Source organism: Bradyrhizobium sp. USDA 4369 (assembly GCF_054056435.1).
In genome coordinates this window covers 5,643,840-5,658,442 of the sequence record NZ_JBSRYH010000001.1, presented here as the reverse complement: position 1 = coordinate 5,658,442, position 14,603 = coordinate 5,643,840, and the positions used below count along the sequence as shown (strand labels likewise).

Here is a 14,603-nt window from a genome sequence, read left to right as displayed (position 1 = left end):
CGTGAAGAATGAGGTTGGCGTGGCCGGGCTGCACCCGTTGCAGGCCGGCCATATCACCGGGCTAAGGTCCCTGGTCTTTCGCTTTGGCCGCCGCAAGCTCTTGCGCGGATGGTGGGACCGCTGACACCGCGACCTTCTCCAGCAATGAGATCAACAGAGCGCGCTCCTGTGCCGTCAAGCGCTCGGCGATGCGCGCTTCGTACTGGCGAGTCTTTTCGTGCATGTCGCGCAGCTCGCGCCGCCCCTGCTCGGTGAGCGCCAGCGAGTAGCTGCGGCGGTCTCCCGGAATCGCGCGCCGCTCCACCAGGCCGAGCCCCTCGAGACTGTCGATCACCTTTACCATGCTCGGGCGGGTGACGCGAAGCTGCTCGGCCAGCGCCGACTGGTTGATGCCCGGCTGCGCGCCAATGATGGACAGAGCCGTCATCCGCGCCGGTGAAATCGCGTCCGGGCCGAGGGTGGCAAACAGCACCTCGTAGGTGCGCACCTGCGCGCGCTTGATGGCATAGCCGAGGGAGTCCTGCCGTAGGTCCAATTCCGCCGGCCCGGCACCGCCGTCGGACATCTCGACCCGTCCGACGGCTTGGAGCGAGCGACGTCGCCCGCGTTCCGTTTGCGCAGGCTGCACCGCGTGCTTGGCTGGTTTCGATTTCACTGAGGCGACTCCGACTCCGGGGCTTGACGTAAAAATTTACCGGCATTAATGTTTACCAGGTAAACAATAATCCAAGCTAACGGTATGGCTGCATCCATGATGGTGGTCAGGAACGCGTCGAAACTAGCGCCCGACTGCCAACTTTTGGCAAGCCGCGCTGCTTTGGCTGACTTGCGCGTGGATGTCAGCTGGTCGCTGATGCCGGGCTCCTATGCAGCGGCTCGGCGTCAGCACGCCGCTCGCTTCGCCGCGACCGGCAGGAGATGCCGGACTTATCCGCCTCCCGTCTGATCCCCAGCCTGCCCCCGAAGACAGTCCGTGCTTGGCGGGAGTTCGATCCGCCTGGCGGTGACCGATCCATTTGCCATGACCGCATCAGGCCGTACCCCCGACCGGAGAATCCAGCCTTGAACGCCTCCACTCCCGACGAGACCCGCTTGGTGACCCTCGATATCGAGGGTCCTGTTGCCACCATCGTGCTCAACCGGCCCGAGAAGCGCAACGCGCTCAGCCTGAGCGTGATCGAGCGTCTGCGCGGTTGCTTTGCCGAACTACCCGCCAGTGTGCGCGTGGCCATTGTTGCCGGAGCTGGTCCGCATTTCAGCGCCGGACTCGACCTGTCGGAATTGTCAGAGGCCGATACGGCCGAGGGCCTGCAACATTCGTTCGCCTGGTACGAGGTGTTCTCGAAGATCCAGTTCGGTCGGGTGCCGGTGATCGGCGTGCTGCAAGGCGCGGTCGTCGGCGGCGGGTTGGAGCTGGCGTCCTGTCTGCATGTGCGCATCGCCGAGGAAAGTGCCTATTTCGCGCTCCCCGAGGGCCAGCGCGGCATCTTCCTCGGCGGCGGCGGCTCGGTGCGCGTCACCAAGCTGATCGGCTTCTCGCGGGTCACCGAGATGATGCTCACGGGCCACGTCGTCGATGCGCATGAAGGCCACGCGATCGGCCTGGCGCACTACGTGGTGCCGCCCGGTGAAGGCATGCGCAAGGCGCGCGAGCTGGCCGACCGCATCGCCGCCAACGCGCCGCTGTCCAATTTCGCCATCCTCAACGCACTGCCGCTGATTGCCGAGCAACCGATGTCGCACGGCCTGCTGACCGAGGCCCTGATGGCGACGGTGACCCAGAGTGCGCCCGAGGCGAAGGAACGCGTCAACGCCTTCCTGAACAAGCGGGCCGCCAAGGTTGGTCCGGCCTGACCCCATCAACACCAAAACACAAGACCCGGGAGGATTTCGCCATGACTGCACACACCCAAGATCCTGCCGCACCCGGTGCATCCCTGCGCCCAAGCCTCGCCGCGATCTTCCGGCCCACATCGGTGGCCATCATCGGCATGTCCGCCAAGCCCGGCTCCGCCGGCCAGGTGGTGCTGGGCAACCTGCTGCAAGGCGGCTACACCGGCGCGGTGCATCTCGTCGGCCGCAGCGGCGGCGAGATCATGGGCTATCCGGTGTTCACCGAGATGTCGGAGCTCCCTGACGGCGTGGACTTGGCCATCCTGATACTGCCGGCCGATGCGGTCCTCGCCGGCATCGAAGCCTGCGTCACGCGACGGGTGCGCGGCGCGATCTGTTTCGCCTCGGGCTTCGCCGAAATGGGCGAGCAGGGTCGGGAGCAGCAGCGCCGCATCGGTGAGGTCGCGCGCGACGGCGGTCTTGCTTTGTTGGGGCCGAACACCGTCGGCTATTTCAACTATGTCGACGCCTTCCACGTCTTCATGGTCGAGCAGAATCTGCCACCAAGGCTGGATCCCGCCGCCGGCCCGGCGGTGGCCGTGGTCGCGCAAAGCGGCGGCATCGGTGCCCATCTCGCAACGTCCTTGCGCATGCGCGGCGTGCCGTTGTCATACATGATGACCACCGGCAATGAGGCCCAGCTCGGTCTTGCCGAGATGATCGACTTCTTCGTCGACGACGCGCACACCGGATCCATCGTGGTCTATGCCGAGCAGATCCGCAGTGCGCCGGACTTTCTGGCCGCGACCCGGCGCGCACGGACGGCGGGCAAGCCGGTGGTGCTACTGCATCCGGGCCGCAGCGAGCGTTCACAGGCCGCGGCGCAGTCTCATACTGGCGCGCTGGCCGGCAATCATGCGGCCATGCAGCTCATGCTCGATCACGTCGGCGTGGTGACGGTCGACAGTCTGGAAGAGGCCATCGACCTCGGCCAATTGCTGCTGCGTTACCCGCATGCACCGACCGGTGGCCTCGGCCTGGTCACCGCCTCCGGCGCACTGTGCGGGATCACGCAGGACTATGTGGAGCCGCTCGCCCTGGACCTGCCCGCGCTATCGGCCCAGCAGGCCGAACAGCTGCGCGAACACCTGCCAGTATACACCCCGCCGCGCAACCCCCTCGACCTCGGCACCTTGGTCGCCTGGAAGCCCGAGCTGATCTCGCTCGGCATCAGCACGCTGCTGGCCGACGCGCAGCTGGGCAGCCTGCTGGTGTCGCTGCCCATGCCTGGATCCGACACCGCTGTGGTCTGGCTCCGGCAATACCTGGAGGGCATCCAAGGCAGCAGCAAGCCTGCCATCCTGGTGATGCAGAACGAGGACGATCCATTGCCGCCTGCCTTCATCGAGGAGGCGCGGCAACGCCGTGCGATCGTGATGCGCTCGCCCGAGCGCGCGCTGCGGGCGCTGGCCCGCGTAACGCGGTTCGGGCGTTGGCGCGCCGCCGCAAGCGAAGCCGATGCCGTCCAGCCTGCACGTATCGAAGGTCCGCTGGGCCTGGGCCGCGGCACGCAGGCCGAATGGGTCGGCAAACAGTTGCTCGCCCGCCTTGGCGTGCGAGTTCCGGCCGGCGCGCTGGCCACCAGCCCGGACGATGCGGTGCGCATCGCCGCCGACATCGGATATCCGGTCGCGCTCAAGGCTCAGGCGGCCACACTGGCGCATAAGAGCGAAGTCGGAGGCGTGTTGCTGAACATCTCCGACGAAGCGGCGCTGCGTGCAGCCTGGCAACGGCTGCTTGACAACGTCGCACGCGCCGAACCGGGCCTGGTGCTGGATGGCGCACTGGTCGAGAAGATGGGCGAGCGGGGCCTGGAGCTGGTCGTCGGCGCGAGCCGCGACGCGCAATGGGGCCCGATCCTGATGGTCGGTCTCGGCGGCATCTGGGTCGAAGCGCTGGGCGACGTGCAGTTGCTCGCGCCCGACCTGCCGCGCGCAGCGATCATCGAACGGCTGCGCCGTCTGAAGGCCGCCAAGCTGCTCGACGGCTTCCGCGGCGCGCCCCCCATCGATCTCGATGCTGTCGCCGAATTGGTCGCGCTGCTCGGCCAGCTCATGCTGCAATATCCTGAGGTGACGGAAGTCGACATCAACCCGCTGGTCGCCTACGGCCGCGGACAGGGCGTGGTCGCGTTGGACGCGCTGATCGTCACGCAGTGAATGCTTCCAGAGGACTCCGATGCCCCATCACAGCACGGCTCTGAGCTGGACGCCGCTCCAGCCCCAGACGCAGCGCCGCCGGCAGACGCAGGGCTGATGACATGTCACTCAAGGGACAGGCCTACATCGTCGGCGCCTATGAACACCCCACGCGCCACGCGGTGGACAAATCACTCGGGCAACTGCACGCCGAGGTCGCAGCAGGCGCGCTGGCAGATGCCGGGCTGTCGTGGCAGGACGTCGACGGCTATTTCTGCGCCGGCGACGTGCCCGGCTGGGAAGGCCAAGGCGCCGGTCCGCTGTCGATGGTCGAGTATCTCGGGCTCCGGCTGCGACACCTGGACACGACGGAGAGCTGGGGATCGGCCTACCTCAATCATGTGGCGCATGCCGTGCAGGCGATCGCCGCCGGCAAATGCCGCGTCGCGCTGATCACCCAGGCCGGACGCCCGCGCGCCGAGAAGTTCTCGCCCGAGGCGAGCCACCGCCAACAGGCGCAGACGGCGGCCGAGGCCCAGTTCGAGGCGCCTTACGGTCCGGTCGTCACCAATGTCTACGGCATGTGCGCGATGCGCCACATGCACCAGCACGGCACCACCGCGGAGCAACTGGCCTGGATCAAGGTGGCCGCCTCGCATCACGCGCAGCACAATCCCCACGCCATGCTGCGCAAGGTCGTGTCCGTGCAGGACGTGCTGGACTCGCCGATCGTCGCCACACCGCTGCACCGGCTGGATTGCTGCGTCATCAGCGACGGCGGAGGCGCGCTGGTGGTGGCGCATCCCGAGATCGCGCGCAGCCTGAAGCGCCCGTTGGTCACGCCGATCGGGACAGGCTTCGCGGTCAAGCACCTGAATGGCGGCTACTTCGACATCCTGGCTTCCGGCGCGGTCCAGACGGGCCGCGAAGCCTTCGCCCAGGCCGGCGTCAGCCCGAGCGACATTCAATACGCTTCGCTGTACGACAGCTTCACCATCACGGTGCTTGTGCAACTGGAGAATCTCGGCTTCTGCGCGGCTGGTGACGGCGGCCGCTTCGTGGCCGATGGCGGCCTGATCAGCAGCGTCGGTCGGCTGCCCGTCAACACCGACGGTGGCGGCCTGTGCAGCAACCACCCGGGCAATCGCGGTGGAATGACCAAAGTCATCGAGGCCGTTCGCCAGTTGCGTGGCGAAGCCCACCCTGCCGTGCAGGTGCGCGACTGCCGCTTGGCGCTGGCGCATGGCACGGGCGGCCAACTCGGCGCGCGCCACGGCAGCGCCACCCTGATCCTGGAACGAGAGGCGTAGAGCATGGACACTCGCATCCCGCCATCGCCACAGGTCTGGCCCGAAACGGCGGAATACTGGGCCGCCGCCAATGACGGCCGCCTGCTGCTGCGCCGCTGCTGCGACACCGGCCGCGCCTATCATTATCCTCGCCTGCACAGTCCCTTCACCGGCAGCTTCAACACCGAGTGGTTCGAGGCCAGCGGCACCGGCACATTGTACGCATTCAGCGTGTTGCCGCGGGCTCAGCCGCCCTACTGCATCGCCTATGTCGAGCTGGCAGAGGGGCCGATCATGCTGACCAACATCCTGACCGACGATTTCGACAGCCTGCGCATAGGACAGCCGGTGCGGGTGCAGTTCGTGCGCAGCGCCGACGGCCAGCGCGTGCCGATGTTCGTGCCCTGCTGAGCCGGGCTCAGCCCGACGCGGTCACGCTGGCTTGCGCGAATGGCTGGCAAGCGCCTGACGGCGTGGGACCAAATGTTTCAGGATATCAGAGGCTTCGCTGGCAGGAGTGGAGAGGCTCGAACTCCCAACCCCCGGTTTTGGAGACCGGTGCTCTACCAATTGAGCTACACTCCTAGCGAGCCGGGACTGCGTCGCCGGTTCGGGCGCTTTCAAGCATAGACCTCCCCTCCAATGCAAGGGTGCAATGGGACAAATCGACTGGTCAGACCACAACTTCCGCGCCAGACTTGATGCAAACCGACAACATTGCCCCAGGGAGAGCCCATGACCCCGTCCACCGCTGCCCCCAGCGTGCCCTTCTCCGCGCTGCGCTCCCTGAGCCCGCCGCTGCCCGATGACCGGCCGGAGGCGCTCGGCCTCTCGGCCGCGCGGCTGCGGCGGGCCTCGGATGCCTTCAAGCGCGAGGTCGACAAGGGAACCCTCCCCGGTGCCACCTTGCTGGTCGGCCGGCGCGGCCGGATCGGCTGGTTCGACGCCATCGGCCGCCAGGCGCCGGACTCGGACACGCCGATGCGCCCGGATTCGATCTTCCGCATCTTCTCGATGACCAAGCCGATCGTTTCGCTCGGGATCATGATGCTGGCCGAGGACGGCGAGCTGCTGCTGTCCGATCCGGTCGCCAAGTTCATCCCGGAATTCGGCGACCAGAAGGTCGGCATCGACAATGCCGGCAAGCTCGAGCTGGCGCCGGTCGTCCAGCCGATGACGGTGCAGGACCTGCTGCGCCACACCTCGGGCCTCGCCTATGAGCACACCGGCACCTCGGCGGTGCACCAGCTCTACCAGCAGTCGCGGGTGCGCAGCCGCAAGATCAGCAATGCCGAGCACGCCGCCATCGTCGCCGGCCTGCCGCTGATCTGCCAGCCCGGCGCCGAGTTCAACTACAGCCGCTCCACCGACATCCTCGGGCGCATCATCGAGGTCGTCTCAGGCCAGTCGCTCGGCGCGTTCCTCGCCGCGCGCATCCTCATCCCCCTCGGCATGAACGAGACCGCCTTCTTCGCCAGCGAGACCAATGCCCACCGGCTGGCCGAGCCGTTCGCCAAGGACCCGTGGACCGGCGAGGCGGTCAACCTGTTCAAGATGACCGAGCAGCCGGTGATGGAATCCGGCGGCGGCGGTCTGGTCGCGACCACCATGGACTACGCCCGCTTCTGCGCGATGCTGCTCAACCATGGCAGCCTCGATGGGACGAGGCTGGTCGGCCGCAAGACGCTGGAGCTGATGGCCTCCGACCATCTCGGTCCCGACGTGAAGACGGTCGGCACCTTGCTGTCGCCCGGTCACGGCTTCGGCCTCGGCTTCGCCGTGCGCCGCGAGTCCGGCATAGCCCCCTTCCCCGGCTCGCCCGGCACCTTCTTCTGGAGCGGCATCGCCGGCACGTTCTTCTGGATTGATCCGAAGGAGGAGCTGTTCTGCGTGTTCATGGCCCAGGCCCCGGGACAGCGGGACTATCTGCGCACGCTGGTGCGCGACGTGGTGTATGCGGCGGTGGAGTGAGACTGGCGCTGCTCGTCGCTTCGTAGCCCGGATGAGCGCAGCGACATCCGGGGTCTCGCGTGCTCCTCGTGTGAACCCGCATGTCGCTGCGCTCATGCAGGCTACGAGCCCGTGCGCTTTTGCCCGGGCGTAACGACAACCACAGTCGTCGTCCCGGCGAACGCCGGGATCCAGACCGCGTGATTTGTCGAGGGACGTCACTGCCAGTGACCTGCCTCATGCCGGCCGGTGGTTATGGGTCCCCGCGTTCGCGGGGACGAAACTGTTGGGTGAGGCCATTGCACCGGCCTTACTGACAGCTCTCCTCAACTGATCGTCGCGCCGCCGTCGATCACCATGGTCTGGCCGGTCATGAAATTGCCGGCGGCCGAGCCGAGGAACACCGCGGCGCCGGCGATCTCGTCGGGGATGCCGATGCGGAGCAGCGGCGAGCGGGCGGTCGAGGCCTTCAGGTTCTCAGGATTGTCCCACAGCGCTTTCGCAAAATCGGTCTTGATCAGGCCGGGCGCGATGCAGTTCACGCGCACATTATGCGGGCCGTATTCGCAGGCGAGATTGCGCGCCAGCTGCATGTCGGCGGCCTTCGAGATCGCATAGGCGCCGAGGATGGTCGAGCCCTTCAGGCCGCCGATCGAGGACACGATGATGATCGAGCCGTCCTTGCGCGCGATCATCTGCGGCACGACCATGCTGATCAGCCAGTTGTTGGCGACGATGTTGTTGTCGAGAATCTTGCGGAACTGATCGTCGGAGATGCCGGCCAGCGGACCATAATAGGGATTCGACGCGGCGTTGCAGACGAGCACGTCGATCTGGCCGTAGACGCGGTTGGCTTCGTCGACGAGGTTCTGCAGGTTCTCCTTGCTGGAGATGTTGGCAGCCACCGCCGTCGCAGTGCCAGCGCCGAAGCGCTCGTTGAGCTCCTTGGCGACGGCCTCGCAGACATCGGCCTTGCGCGACGAGATCACCACCTTGGCGCCGTGCTCGGCCATGCGCTCGGCAATGGCGAGCCCGATGCCGCGGGTGGATCCGGTGATAACGGCGACCTTGCCGGTCATGTCGAACAGGGTCATGGGGGAGTCCTCCTGGGTTGACTTGTTATTAGCAAAAGATGATGGCCGCGAATTCAGTTTGTTCCTTGGCGCCCTCTAACTCCATGAGCTCAAATCACGCAGCTTGCTCGGTGTTCACCTCGCCCCGCTTGCGGGGCGAGGGATCTCACCGTCCGCAAAGCGAGAGCCCGAACTCAACTGCTGACCGTGCGGGCTTCTCACGCCAGCTTGCTCGTCGTCACTTCCGGCCCGGCCGGCCGATGCATCGCGCGGTGCGCGGCATCGGCGATCCAGGGCTGCTGATTGACCATCGGCAGGCGCCATAGGCTGGTCTCGCCGCTCACGATATGATCGAGCCGGGTCACCGAGCAATTGTCGATGTCGAAGGCCAGGCCCTTCTCGACGAGGCCGCCGAGCGCCAATCCCACCGCCGCCTTGATGGTGCCGCCATGGCCGACGGCGATGATGTCGCGGCCGGCCTCGGACAGCGTGATGCGCGCAATCGCGGCGGTGACGCGGGTGTACAAATCCATGTAGCTCTCGCCGCCCGGCGCCGGCTCATCGATGGCGGCGAACCAATGGCTGCCGACGGGACGGCTGGCCAGGAACGCTGCGCGATTCATGCCCTGCCACTGCCCGAGATGCTGCTCGGCAAAGGCGGCCTCCCTGATCATCGTGGCAGGGCGCGGGAAACCCACCTGCCAGATCGCCTCGGCGGTCTGATGCGTGCGCATCAGGTTGCTCGCATACCAGACCGCGCTGCGCGGCAGGATCTTGGCCACCGCCGCGAACACCTCGCGATCTGACGTGTCGCAGGCGATGTCGGACTGGCCGTAGATGTTGCCGCCGTCGCTGCGCACCGGCGCGTGGCGTACCCACCACCAGCGCGTGGTGACCACAGCAGGCTTGCTTCCATCCCCCGTCATCGCTCACCCTTCCCTCTGCTGGCCTCTCGCTGTACGTGAAGGCCCAGATCGTCTCAAGCCGCTTCGCGATCGCGCGCGCGTTTGAAACGGCGTTTGAATTCCGTTGCGCGGCACGCAACTGATCAACAACGAAGCAGGAGGAAACATGGGCCGTCTCGAAGGCAAATCCGTCATCATCACCGGCGCCGGCAGCGGCATCGGCCGCGCCGCATCGCTGCTGTTCACACGCGAAGGCGCACGGCTGATCGCGGTCGACCGCAGCGAGGCCGTCAAGGAGACGGTCGATCTCGTCAAGCAGCAGGGCGGCATAGCCGAAGCCGTGCTCGCCGACGCCGGCTCCGAGGCCGACGTCTCCGGCTTCATCGATCGCGCGGTCGCGACCTTCGGCAAGCTCGACGTGATCTGGGCCAATGCCGGCATCTCCGGCGGGCTGAAGCCGATCGCCGAGCAGACGGTCGAGCACTGGCAGGAGATCCTGCGCATCAACCTGATCGGCCCGTTCCTGGCGGTGAAATACGCGATGCCGCACATGGTGCGCCAGCAGCGCGGCGCCATCGTCTGCACGGCATCGGTGGCCGGCCTGAAGTCCGGTGCCTCGGGCCATCCCTACGCGGCGAGCAAGGCCGGCGTCATCAGCCTGGTGCAGACCACGGCCTACTCGCTGTCCGGCACCGGCGTGCGCATCAACGCCGTCTGTCCGGGTCTGATCGAGACCGGCATGACCAAGCCGATCTTCGACGGCGCCAAGGAGCGCGGCACCGAGGGCAAGATCGGCCAGCTCAATCCGCTGAAGCGCGCCGGCCAGCCGCACGAAATCGCCGCGATGGGCCTGTTCCTCGCCAGCGACGAGGCCTCCTACGTCAACGGCCAGGCCTTCCCGGTCGACGGCGGCCTGACCGCGTCGATGCCGTATGCGGGCAAGCCGATCTAGCGCTTTCGCCTTTTGCTGGCGCCCCGACATGGCCCCTCCTCTCTCATCCGTCATGGCCGGGCCTGTCCCGGCCATCCATGTCGAGCGGCATGCACGGAGAGACGTGGATGCCCGGGACAAGCCCGGGCATGACGAGCTTGAGATTCCGGCCATCGCATCACACGACCCGTTCGCTCTTGAACCGACTAGGCATGATTGATTCTTCCCGCGACGCCTTCGCGCCCGAGTGATCCCGACATTCACCGCCCTCTCGATCAGAGGGCGCAGGGAAGGCCAGGCGTCGGCTGACGCCTGCGGCCCGCCTGCGAAAAAGAATGCAGGCGGCAGGTACCACAGGTGCAGCCGGACACGCCCGGCCTTCCCTGCGCGATGGTCTTCACGCTTATACGCAGTCTGCCTGGTGCACCGGGCTTGTTGGCCACCATTCGCGACAATGCGCTCACGCGCACCACCGCGGGACACCAGCATCGGGGTGTCAGCACGCTGCGACTTCACGTCCGCGAGCTGCCGTTCGTCCACGTAGCCAGGCTACGCTGCGGCATCTCCGCGGCCACCGCTCCCCGCCTCGCGTGTCGTGACGATCGCGCGCAACGCCCCTTCGGTGAGGCGGGATGTCGGCAACAGAGCACGATTTCCGATAAAACGAAAGATATTTCTTTCGGCATGTCAATGTGGCGAGGCTCATATGCTTGAGCCATCGAGCCAAATTCGTTACCGCCCGCGACGGATCGACAGCATTCAGCGCTCTGCCTTCGCCGCACACCGGACGGCACATGTCGGAACCGAGTCGCCCGTCGGGCAAGCGACCCATCGGATGATCCTCCTTAGCCTGCCGGCCACAGGCTCCCTCCCGCCACCGGCGAATAATCGACCGGCGCGAGCAGCCGGTCCTCGATCTGGCCGACCATCAGCCCGTGCTCGGCATGGGTGACGCGCTTGATCTCGGCCCATTCGGAATCCGCCATGAAGGCCGCCCACCCCGCGATCTTGGCCGCCTCGTCGGGCCATTCCAGCACGTAGACGAACTCGGTGCGCTCGCCGGACCTGCTCTCCCACATCGCGACGATCTGGAAATCGTAGCGCGTACGCATGATGCGGGCGGCATGGTCGCGGAAGCGGGCGTGAAACGCCGCCTTGTTGTGCTCGAAGATCTCGTAGATGCGCAGCTGATGGATCATGGCGGCTCCTCGTCATCCGGGGATATGGGAAAAGCCATGCCGATGTGCCAGCCGGAAAGAGCGGCGCGCCGGAGCGGCGCGAGGCGCAGACGATGTCGGGGTTTTAAGAGACTACGTCGCCTTCGCTCATCCGAGTGACGTGCGCCGTGCCTCGCCTACGGTGCTCACAAATTGTGAGCATTCCGGCGCCGCACCGAACGGGGCCGCTATGACAGTGACACCCGGCCAGAGACAGTGCGTAGCCCGGATGAGCGAAGCGACATCCGGGGTCTCACGAGCTGCGCGTGATGCCCCGCATGTCGTTCCCGCCGACGCGCGTTCCGCGCGCCGGCTGTCGCTCATGCGGACTACGGGATGCTAATCCTTCCCGCGCTCTGCCGGCCGACGGATTCCGGGCTTGCGCTCCGGAATAACAGCGATGGTCGGGCGGCGCGGCGGACGCCCTCCTCCGTCATTGCGAGCGCAGCGAAGCAATCCAGGCTGTCTCTGCGGAAAGATTCTGGATTGCTTCGCTTCTGTTTAGCCCGGGGACATGGCTGACGGGTGTTCGGGGACATGGTTGACACGTCAAAATCGGCTCGATTCGTCAAACAAGGGGGCGAGCTGTAGCGCGACGATCAGGATGAGAACTGGGCGTCAATCTGGATGAGAAGATTGGGGCCGGGATCCTGGGATCATTGTCGCGGACGTCCGGCTTGGCAAGTGCTGATTGACGCTGGGCGACAATCAGCGGTGCGGCAGCGTCAATCAGCGGAGCTTTGAACCTCCTTCGGCGTAGCATGGACTGGTGGCCGGCTGGCGCCGCGCTTGCGGCCGAGGGCGGCCTTGCGGCGGTAGCTCTCGACGTTCATCTCGATGATCGTGGCGTGGTGGACGAGGCGGTCGACGGCGGCGAGCGTCATGGCCTGATCGGGGAAGATGCGGCCCCACTCGCCGAACGGCTGGTTGGCGGTGATCAGGAGCGAGCGCCGCTCGTAGCGGGTGGCTATCAGCTCGAACAGCACGCTGGTCTCGGCCTGATCCTTGGAGACGTAGGTGATGTCGTCGAGGATCAGCAGGTCATAGCGATCAAGCTTGGCGATCGCGGATTCCAGAGCCAGTTCACGCCGCGCCACCTGCAGCTGCTGCACGAGGTCCGTCGTGCGCGTGAACAGGACGCGCCAGCCGTTCTCGACGAGGGCAAGCCCGATCGCCGCGCTGAGATGGCTCTTGCCGCCGCCGGGCGGACCGAACAGCAACAGATTGGCCCCGGTCTCGAGCCAGACGTCACCTGCGGCGAGTGCCATCACCTGCGCCTTGGACAGCGTCGGCACGCTCTCGAAGTCGAATGTCGCGAGCGTCTTGCCCGCAGGCAGGCGTGCCTCCGTCATGTGCCGCTCGATGCGGCGACGGCCACGATCGGCCACCTCGTGTTCGGCGAGCGTGGCGAGGAAGCGCGCCGCGGGCCAGCCTTCCTTGTCAGATTGCGCGGCGAGCTTTGGCCAGATCGCCTTGACGCTCGGCAAGCGCAACTCTGTGAGAAGGAGTTCGACACGCGCGGCATCGATGGATGTGGTCGTGCTGGTCATGCTGCATCTCCCGTATTCGAGGTTGCCGGCACGAAGCCGATGGACGCCAGTTCGTCGTAGGCGGCGAGCGGTGCGAGCTCGACGGCGACGTGCGGGATCGCGGCCTGCTCCGGGCGAAAGCGGATGCGCAACGCGGCAAGGTCAGGCAGCCGTCCCGCATCGAGATCTCTGGCGACGATCTCGGCAAGCTCTGCCTCGCAGGCCCGCTCGTGAGCGAGGGCGAGAAGCTCGACCGTCACCTTGCAGGCATGACGATCGTCATATCGTTCCTGCAGAGTCTCGAACGCGCGTCGATAGGCGGCCCGTGGGAACAGCTGATCGCGATAGACGAGATTGGCGAGCGCCATCGGCTTGCGCCGCAGGGCGTGGATGACGTGCCGATAGTCGACGACATGTCCGCCCTTTTTGTCCGACACCGGACGACCACGACGCAGCGTCGCGACCTGCGTGGTGCCTATGAAGCATTCGAGGCGATCATCGTAGATGCGCACGCGCAGACGATGACCGATCAGCTTCGACGGCACCGTGTAGAACACGCGGCGCAGGATGAAGCCGCCCGACGAGGTCACGTGGATCACCTTCTCCTCGAAGTCACTGCTGCGACCTCTCGGCAGTGGCGCCAGCGTCTCCTTCTCGATTGCGATCCGCTTGACGAGATGGGCGTTGCGCCGGCCGACGACCATGTCGACGAAGGCGCGATAGGCATCGAGGTCGGCGAAGTCGCGCGTCCCCCGCAAAAGCAGCGCGTCCTCCAGCGTCTTCTTGAGATGGCCATGTGGGCTCTCGATCGAACCGTTCTCATGCGCGATGCCGGCATTGTTGCGGGTCGCCACCATGCCGTAATGCCGCATCAGTTCGTCGTAGCGTTGCGTGATGTCCTCGCGCGCATCGATCGTGAGGTTGCGGAACGCTGCCGACAGGCTGTCGCTGCGATGCTCTCTGGGGACGCCGCCGAGCGCCCACAGCGCATTCTGCAGGCCTTCGGCCAATGCGACGAAGCTCTCGCCACCGAGCACGACATGGGCGTGCGCGAAGCCGGAGAACGCCAACCGGAAGTGATAGAGCCGGTGGTCGAGCGCCACGCCCGCGATGGTGATACCCAGCACGCCGGCATCGGTGAAGTCCGACAGGCCGAGCCGCCCGGGCTCATGCTCCTGGCGGAAGATGACGTCCTGCTCGGGCCCATTGAAGGCGCGCCAGGCCGTGATGCGCCGCTCCAGCGTGCGGCGGATGTTGGGATTGAGATCGGGATGGCGCCGGCGCAGCTCCTCCAGCACACCGACCGCCCGGATACCCGGTGCGGCCTTCAGGATCGGCTCGATCTCGGCGTCCCAATAGGGCGCCAGCGGATCAGGCCGCCGCCGGCCACGCGGCTCCTGCTTCTGCGACGGCAGCCGCGGATCGGCCTCGATCCGGTAGGCACTCGCCGTCGAAAACCCGGCTTTGGCCGCCGCGGCCTCGGCCGATAACGTCAATCGGTAACTCATGTATAGCCTCATCTGGTGGTCGGTGATGTGGAGGCCAGGCAAGCCGTCGATCCTCTCTTGTCGAGACGAATCAACAGCTTGCGCTAACCACACCCGGCCGCCAGACGGCCTGAAAGGGACGCGCCGCCGGCGGGAGCGGTCCTCCGGTCGGGCTACGCCCTCCCTTCGTC

The 14,603-nt window shown here is 66.4% G+C and carries 12 protein-coding genes and 1 tRNA gene; 6 read left to right on the top strand and 7 right to left on the bottom strand.

Features of this window, described 5'->3' with window-relative positions; translation table 11 throughout:
• Window positions 1–61: 61 nt before the first annotated feature.
• Window positions 62–655, bottom strand: a complete 594-nt coding sequence (locus tag ACVIJ6_RS25685; protein ID WP_456774998.1) for a MarR family winged helix-turn-helix transcriptional regulator — start codon at window positions 653–655, stop codon at window positions 62–64.
• A 407-nt stretch (window positions 656–1,062) separates the two neighbouring features.
• Between ACVIJ6_RS25685 and ACVIJ6_RS25680 the strand changes: the two genes are divergently transcribed.
• The 4 genes from ACVIJ6_RS25680 (at window position 1,063) to ACVIJ6_RS25665 (ending at window position 5,731) form a co-directional block, all read left to right on the top strand.
• A complete protein-coding gene (locus tag ACVIJ6_RS25680; RefSeq protein WP_456774997.1) occupies window positions 1,063–1,854 on the top strand; it encodes a crotonase/enoyl-CoA hydratase family protein in 792 nt (263 codons plus the stop codon).
• Window positions 1,855–1,976: 122 nt separating this feature from the next.
• Window positions 1,977–4,052 (top strand): acetate--CoA ligase family protein, encoded by a 2,076-nt coding sequence (locus tag ACVIJ6_RS25675; protein ID WP_456774996.1) that lies wholly within the window; start codon window positions 1,977–1,979, stop codon window positions 4,050–4,052.
• Window positions 4,053–4,153: 101 nt separating this feature from the next.
• The gene (locus ACVIJ6_RS25670) at window positions 4,154–5,341 is read left to right on the top strand and encodes a thiolase domain-containing protein (RefSeq protein ID WP_456774995.1); all 1,188 of its coding nucleotides are present in this window, start codon (window positions 4,154–4,156) and stop codon (window positions 5,339–5,341) included.
• A 3-nt stretch (window positions 5,342–5,344) separates the two neighbouring features.
• Window positions 5,345–5,731, top strand: coding sequence for a Zn-ribbon domain-containing OB-fold protein (locus ACVIJ6_RS25665; RefSeq protein ID WP_456774994.1), 387 nt, complete (start codon window positions 5,345–5,347; stop codon window positions 5,729–5,731).
• 98 nt (window positions 5,732–5,829) lie between these two features.
• Here ACVIJ6_RS25665 and ACVIJ6_RS25660 read toward each other — a convergent pair.
• Window positions 5,830–5,905: transfer RNA gene (locus tag ACVIJ6_RS25660), tRNA-Trp, on the bottom strand.
• A gap of 150 nt (window positions 5,906–6,055) precedes the next feature.
• Here ACVIJ6_RS25660 and ACVIJ6_RS25655 point away from each other — a divergent pair.
• Window positions 6,056–7,291, top strand: coding sequence for a serine hydrolase domain-containing protein (locus tag ACVIJ6_RS25655; protein WP_456774993.1), 1,236 nt, complete (start codon window positions 6,056–6,058; stop codon window positions 7,289–7,291).
• Between the two features lie 305 nt (window positions 7,292–7,596).
• Here ACVIJ6_RS25655 and ACVIJ6_RS25650 read toward each other — a convergent pair whose 3' ends face one another.
• Together ACVIJ6_RS25650 and ACVIJ6_RS25645 are read right to left on the bottom strand one after the other, a co-directional pair.
• Complete coding sequence (locus ACVIJ6_RS25650; RefSeq protein WP_456774992.1) at window positions 7,597–8,364, bottom strand: SDR family NAD(P)-dependent oxidoreductase; 768 nt, start codon at window positions 8,362–8,364, stop codon at window positions 7,597–7,599.
• A 197-nt stretch (window positions 8,365–8,561) separates the two neighbouring features.
• Window positions 8,562–9,269, bottom strand: a complete 708-nt coding sequence (locus ACVIJ6_RS25645; protein WP_456774991.1) for a histidine phosphatase family protein — start codon at window positions 9,267–9,269, stop codon at window positions 8,562–8,564.
• A gap of 145 nt (window positions 9,270–9,414) precedes the next feature.
• On the opposite strand from ACVIJ6_RS25645, the gene ACVIJ6_RS25640 reads away from it, so the two are divergent.
• Window positions 9,415–10,200, top strand: coding sequence for an SDR family NAD(P)-dependent oxidoreductase (locus ACVIJ6_RS25640; protein WP_456774990.1), 786 nt, complete (start codon window positions 9,415–9,417; stop codon window positions 10,198–10,200).
• Between the two features lie 824 nt (window positions 10,201–11,024).
• On the opposite strand, the gene ACVIJ6_RS25635 is transcribed toward ACVIJ6_RS25640, so the two are convergent.
• The 3 genes from ACVIJ6_RS25635 to istA all read right to left on the bottom strand — a co-directional run bounded on the left by ACVIJ6_RS25635 (window position 11,025) and on the right by istA (window position 14,475).
• Complete coding sequence (locus ACVIJ6_RS25635) at window positions 11,025–11,378, bottom strand: NIPSNAP family protein (RefSeq protein WP_456774989.1); 354 nt, start codon at window positions 11,376–11,378, stop codon at window positions 11,025–11,027.
• Window positions 11,379–12,121: 743 nt separating this feature from the next.
• The gene (gene istB, locus ACVIJ6_RS25630) at window positions 12,122–12,946 is read right to left on the bottom strand and encodes an IS21-like element helper ATPase IstB (RefSeq protein ID WP_456771792.1); all 825 of its coding nucleotides are present in this window, start codon (window positions 12,944–12,946) and stop codon (window positions 12,122–12,124) included.
• Window positions 12,943–14,475: an IS21 family transposase gene (gene istA / locus ACVIJ6_RS25625; RefSeq protein ID WP_456771791.1), complete on the bottom strand. Its 1,533-nt coding sequence runs from the start codon at window positions 14,473–14,475 to the stop codon at window positions 12,943–12,945. Before istA ends, istB begins: the two co-directional genes overlap by 4 nt.
• Window positions 14,476–14,603: the final 128 nt, after the last annotated feature.

Excerpts from the sequence above, each read along its gene's own strand:
- ACVIJ6_RS25670 (WP_456774995.1), top strand. The coding sequence starts at position 4,154 with ATGTCACTCAAGGGACAGGCCTACATCGTCGGCGCCTATGAACACCCC.
- ACVIJ6_RS25665 (WP_456774994.1), top strand. The coding sequence starts at position 5,345 with ATGGACACTCGCATCCCGCCATCGCCACAGGTCTGGCCCGAAACGGCG.
- ACVIJ6_RS25655 (WP_456774993.1), top strand. The coding sequence starts at position 6,056 with ATGACCCCGTCCACCGCTGCCCCCAGCGTGCCCTTCTCCGCGCTGCGC.
- ACVIJ6_RS25650 (WP_456774992.1), bottom strand. The coding sequence starts at position 8,364 with ATGACCCTGTTCGACATGACCGGCAAGGTCGCCGTTATCACCGGATCC.
- ACVIJ6_RS25645 (WP_456774991.1), bottom strand. The coding sequence starts at position 9,269 with ATGACGGGGGATGGAAGCAAGCCTGCTGTGGTCACCACGCGCTGGTGG.
- ACVIJ6_RS25640 (WP_456774990.1), top strand. The coding sequence starts at position 9,415 with ATGGGCCGTCTCGAAGGCAAATCCGTCATCATCACCGGCGCCGGCAGC.
- ACVIJ6_RS25635 (WP_456774989.1), bottom strand. The coding sequence starts at position 11,378 with ATGATCCATCAGCTGCGCATCTACGAGATCTTCGAGCACAACAAGGCG.
- istB (WP_456771792.1), bottom strand. The coding sequence starts at position 12,946 with ATGACCAGCACGACCACATCCATCGATGCCGCGCGTGTCGAACTCCTT.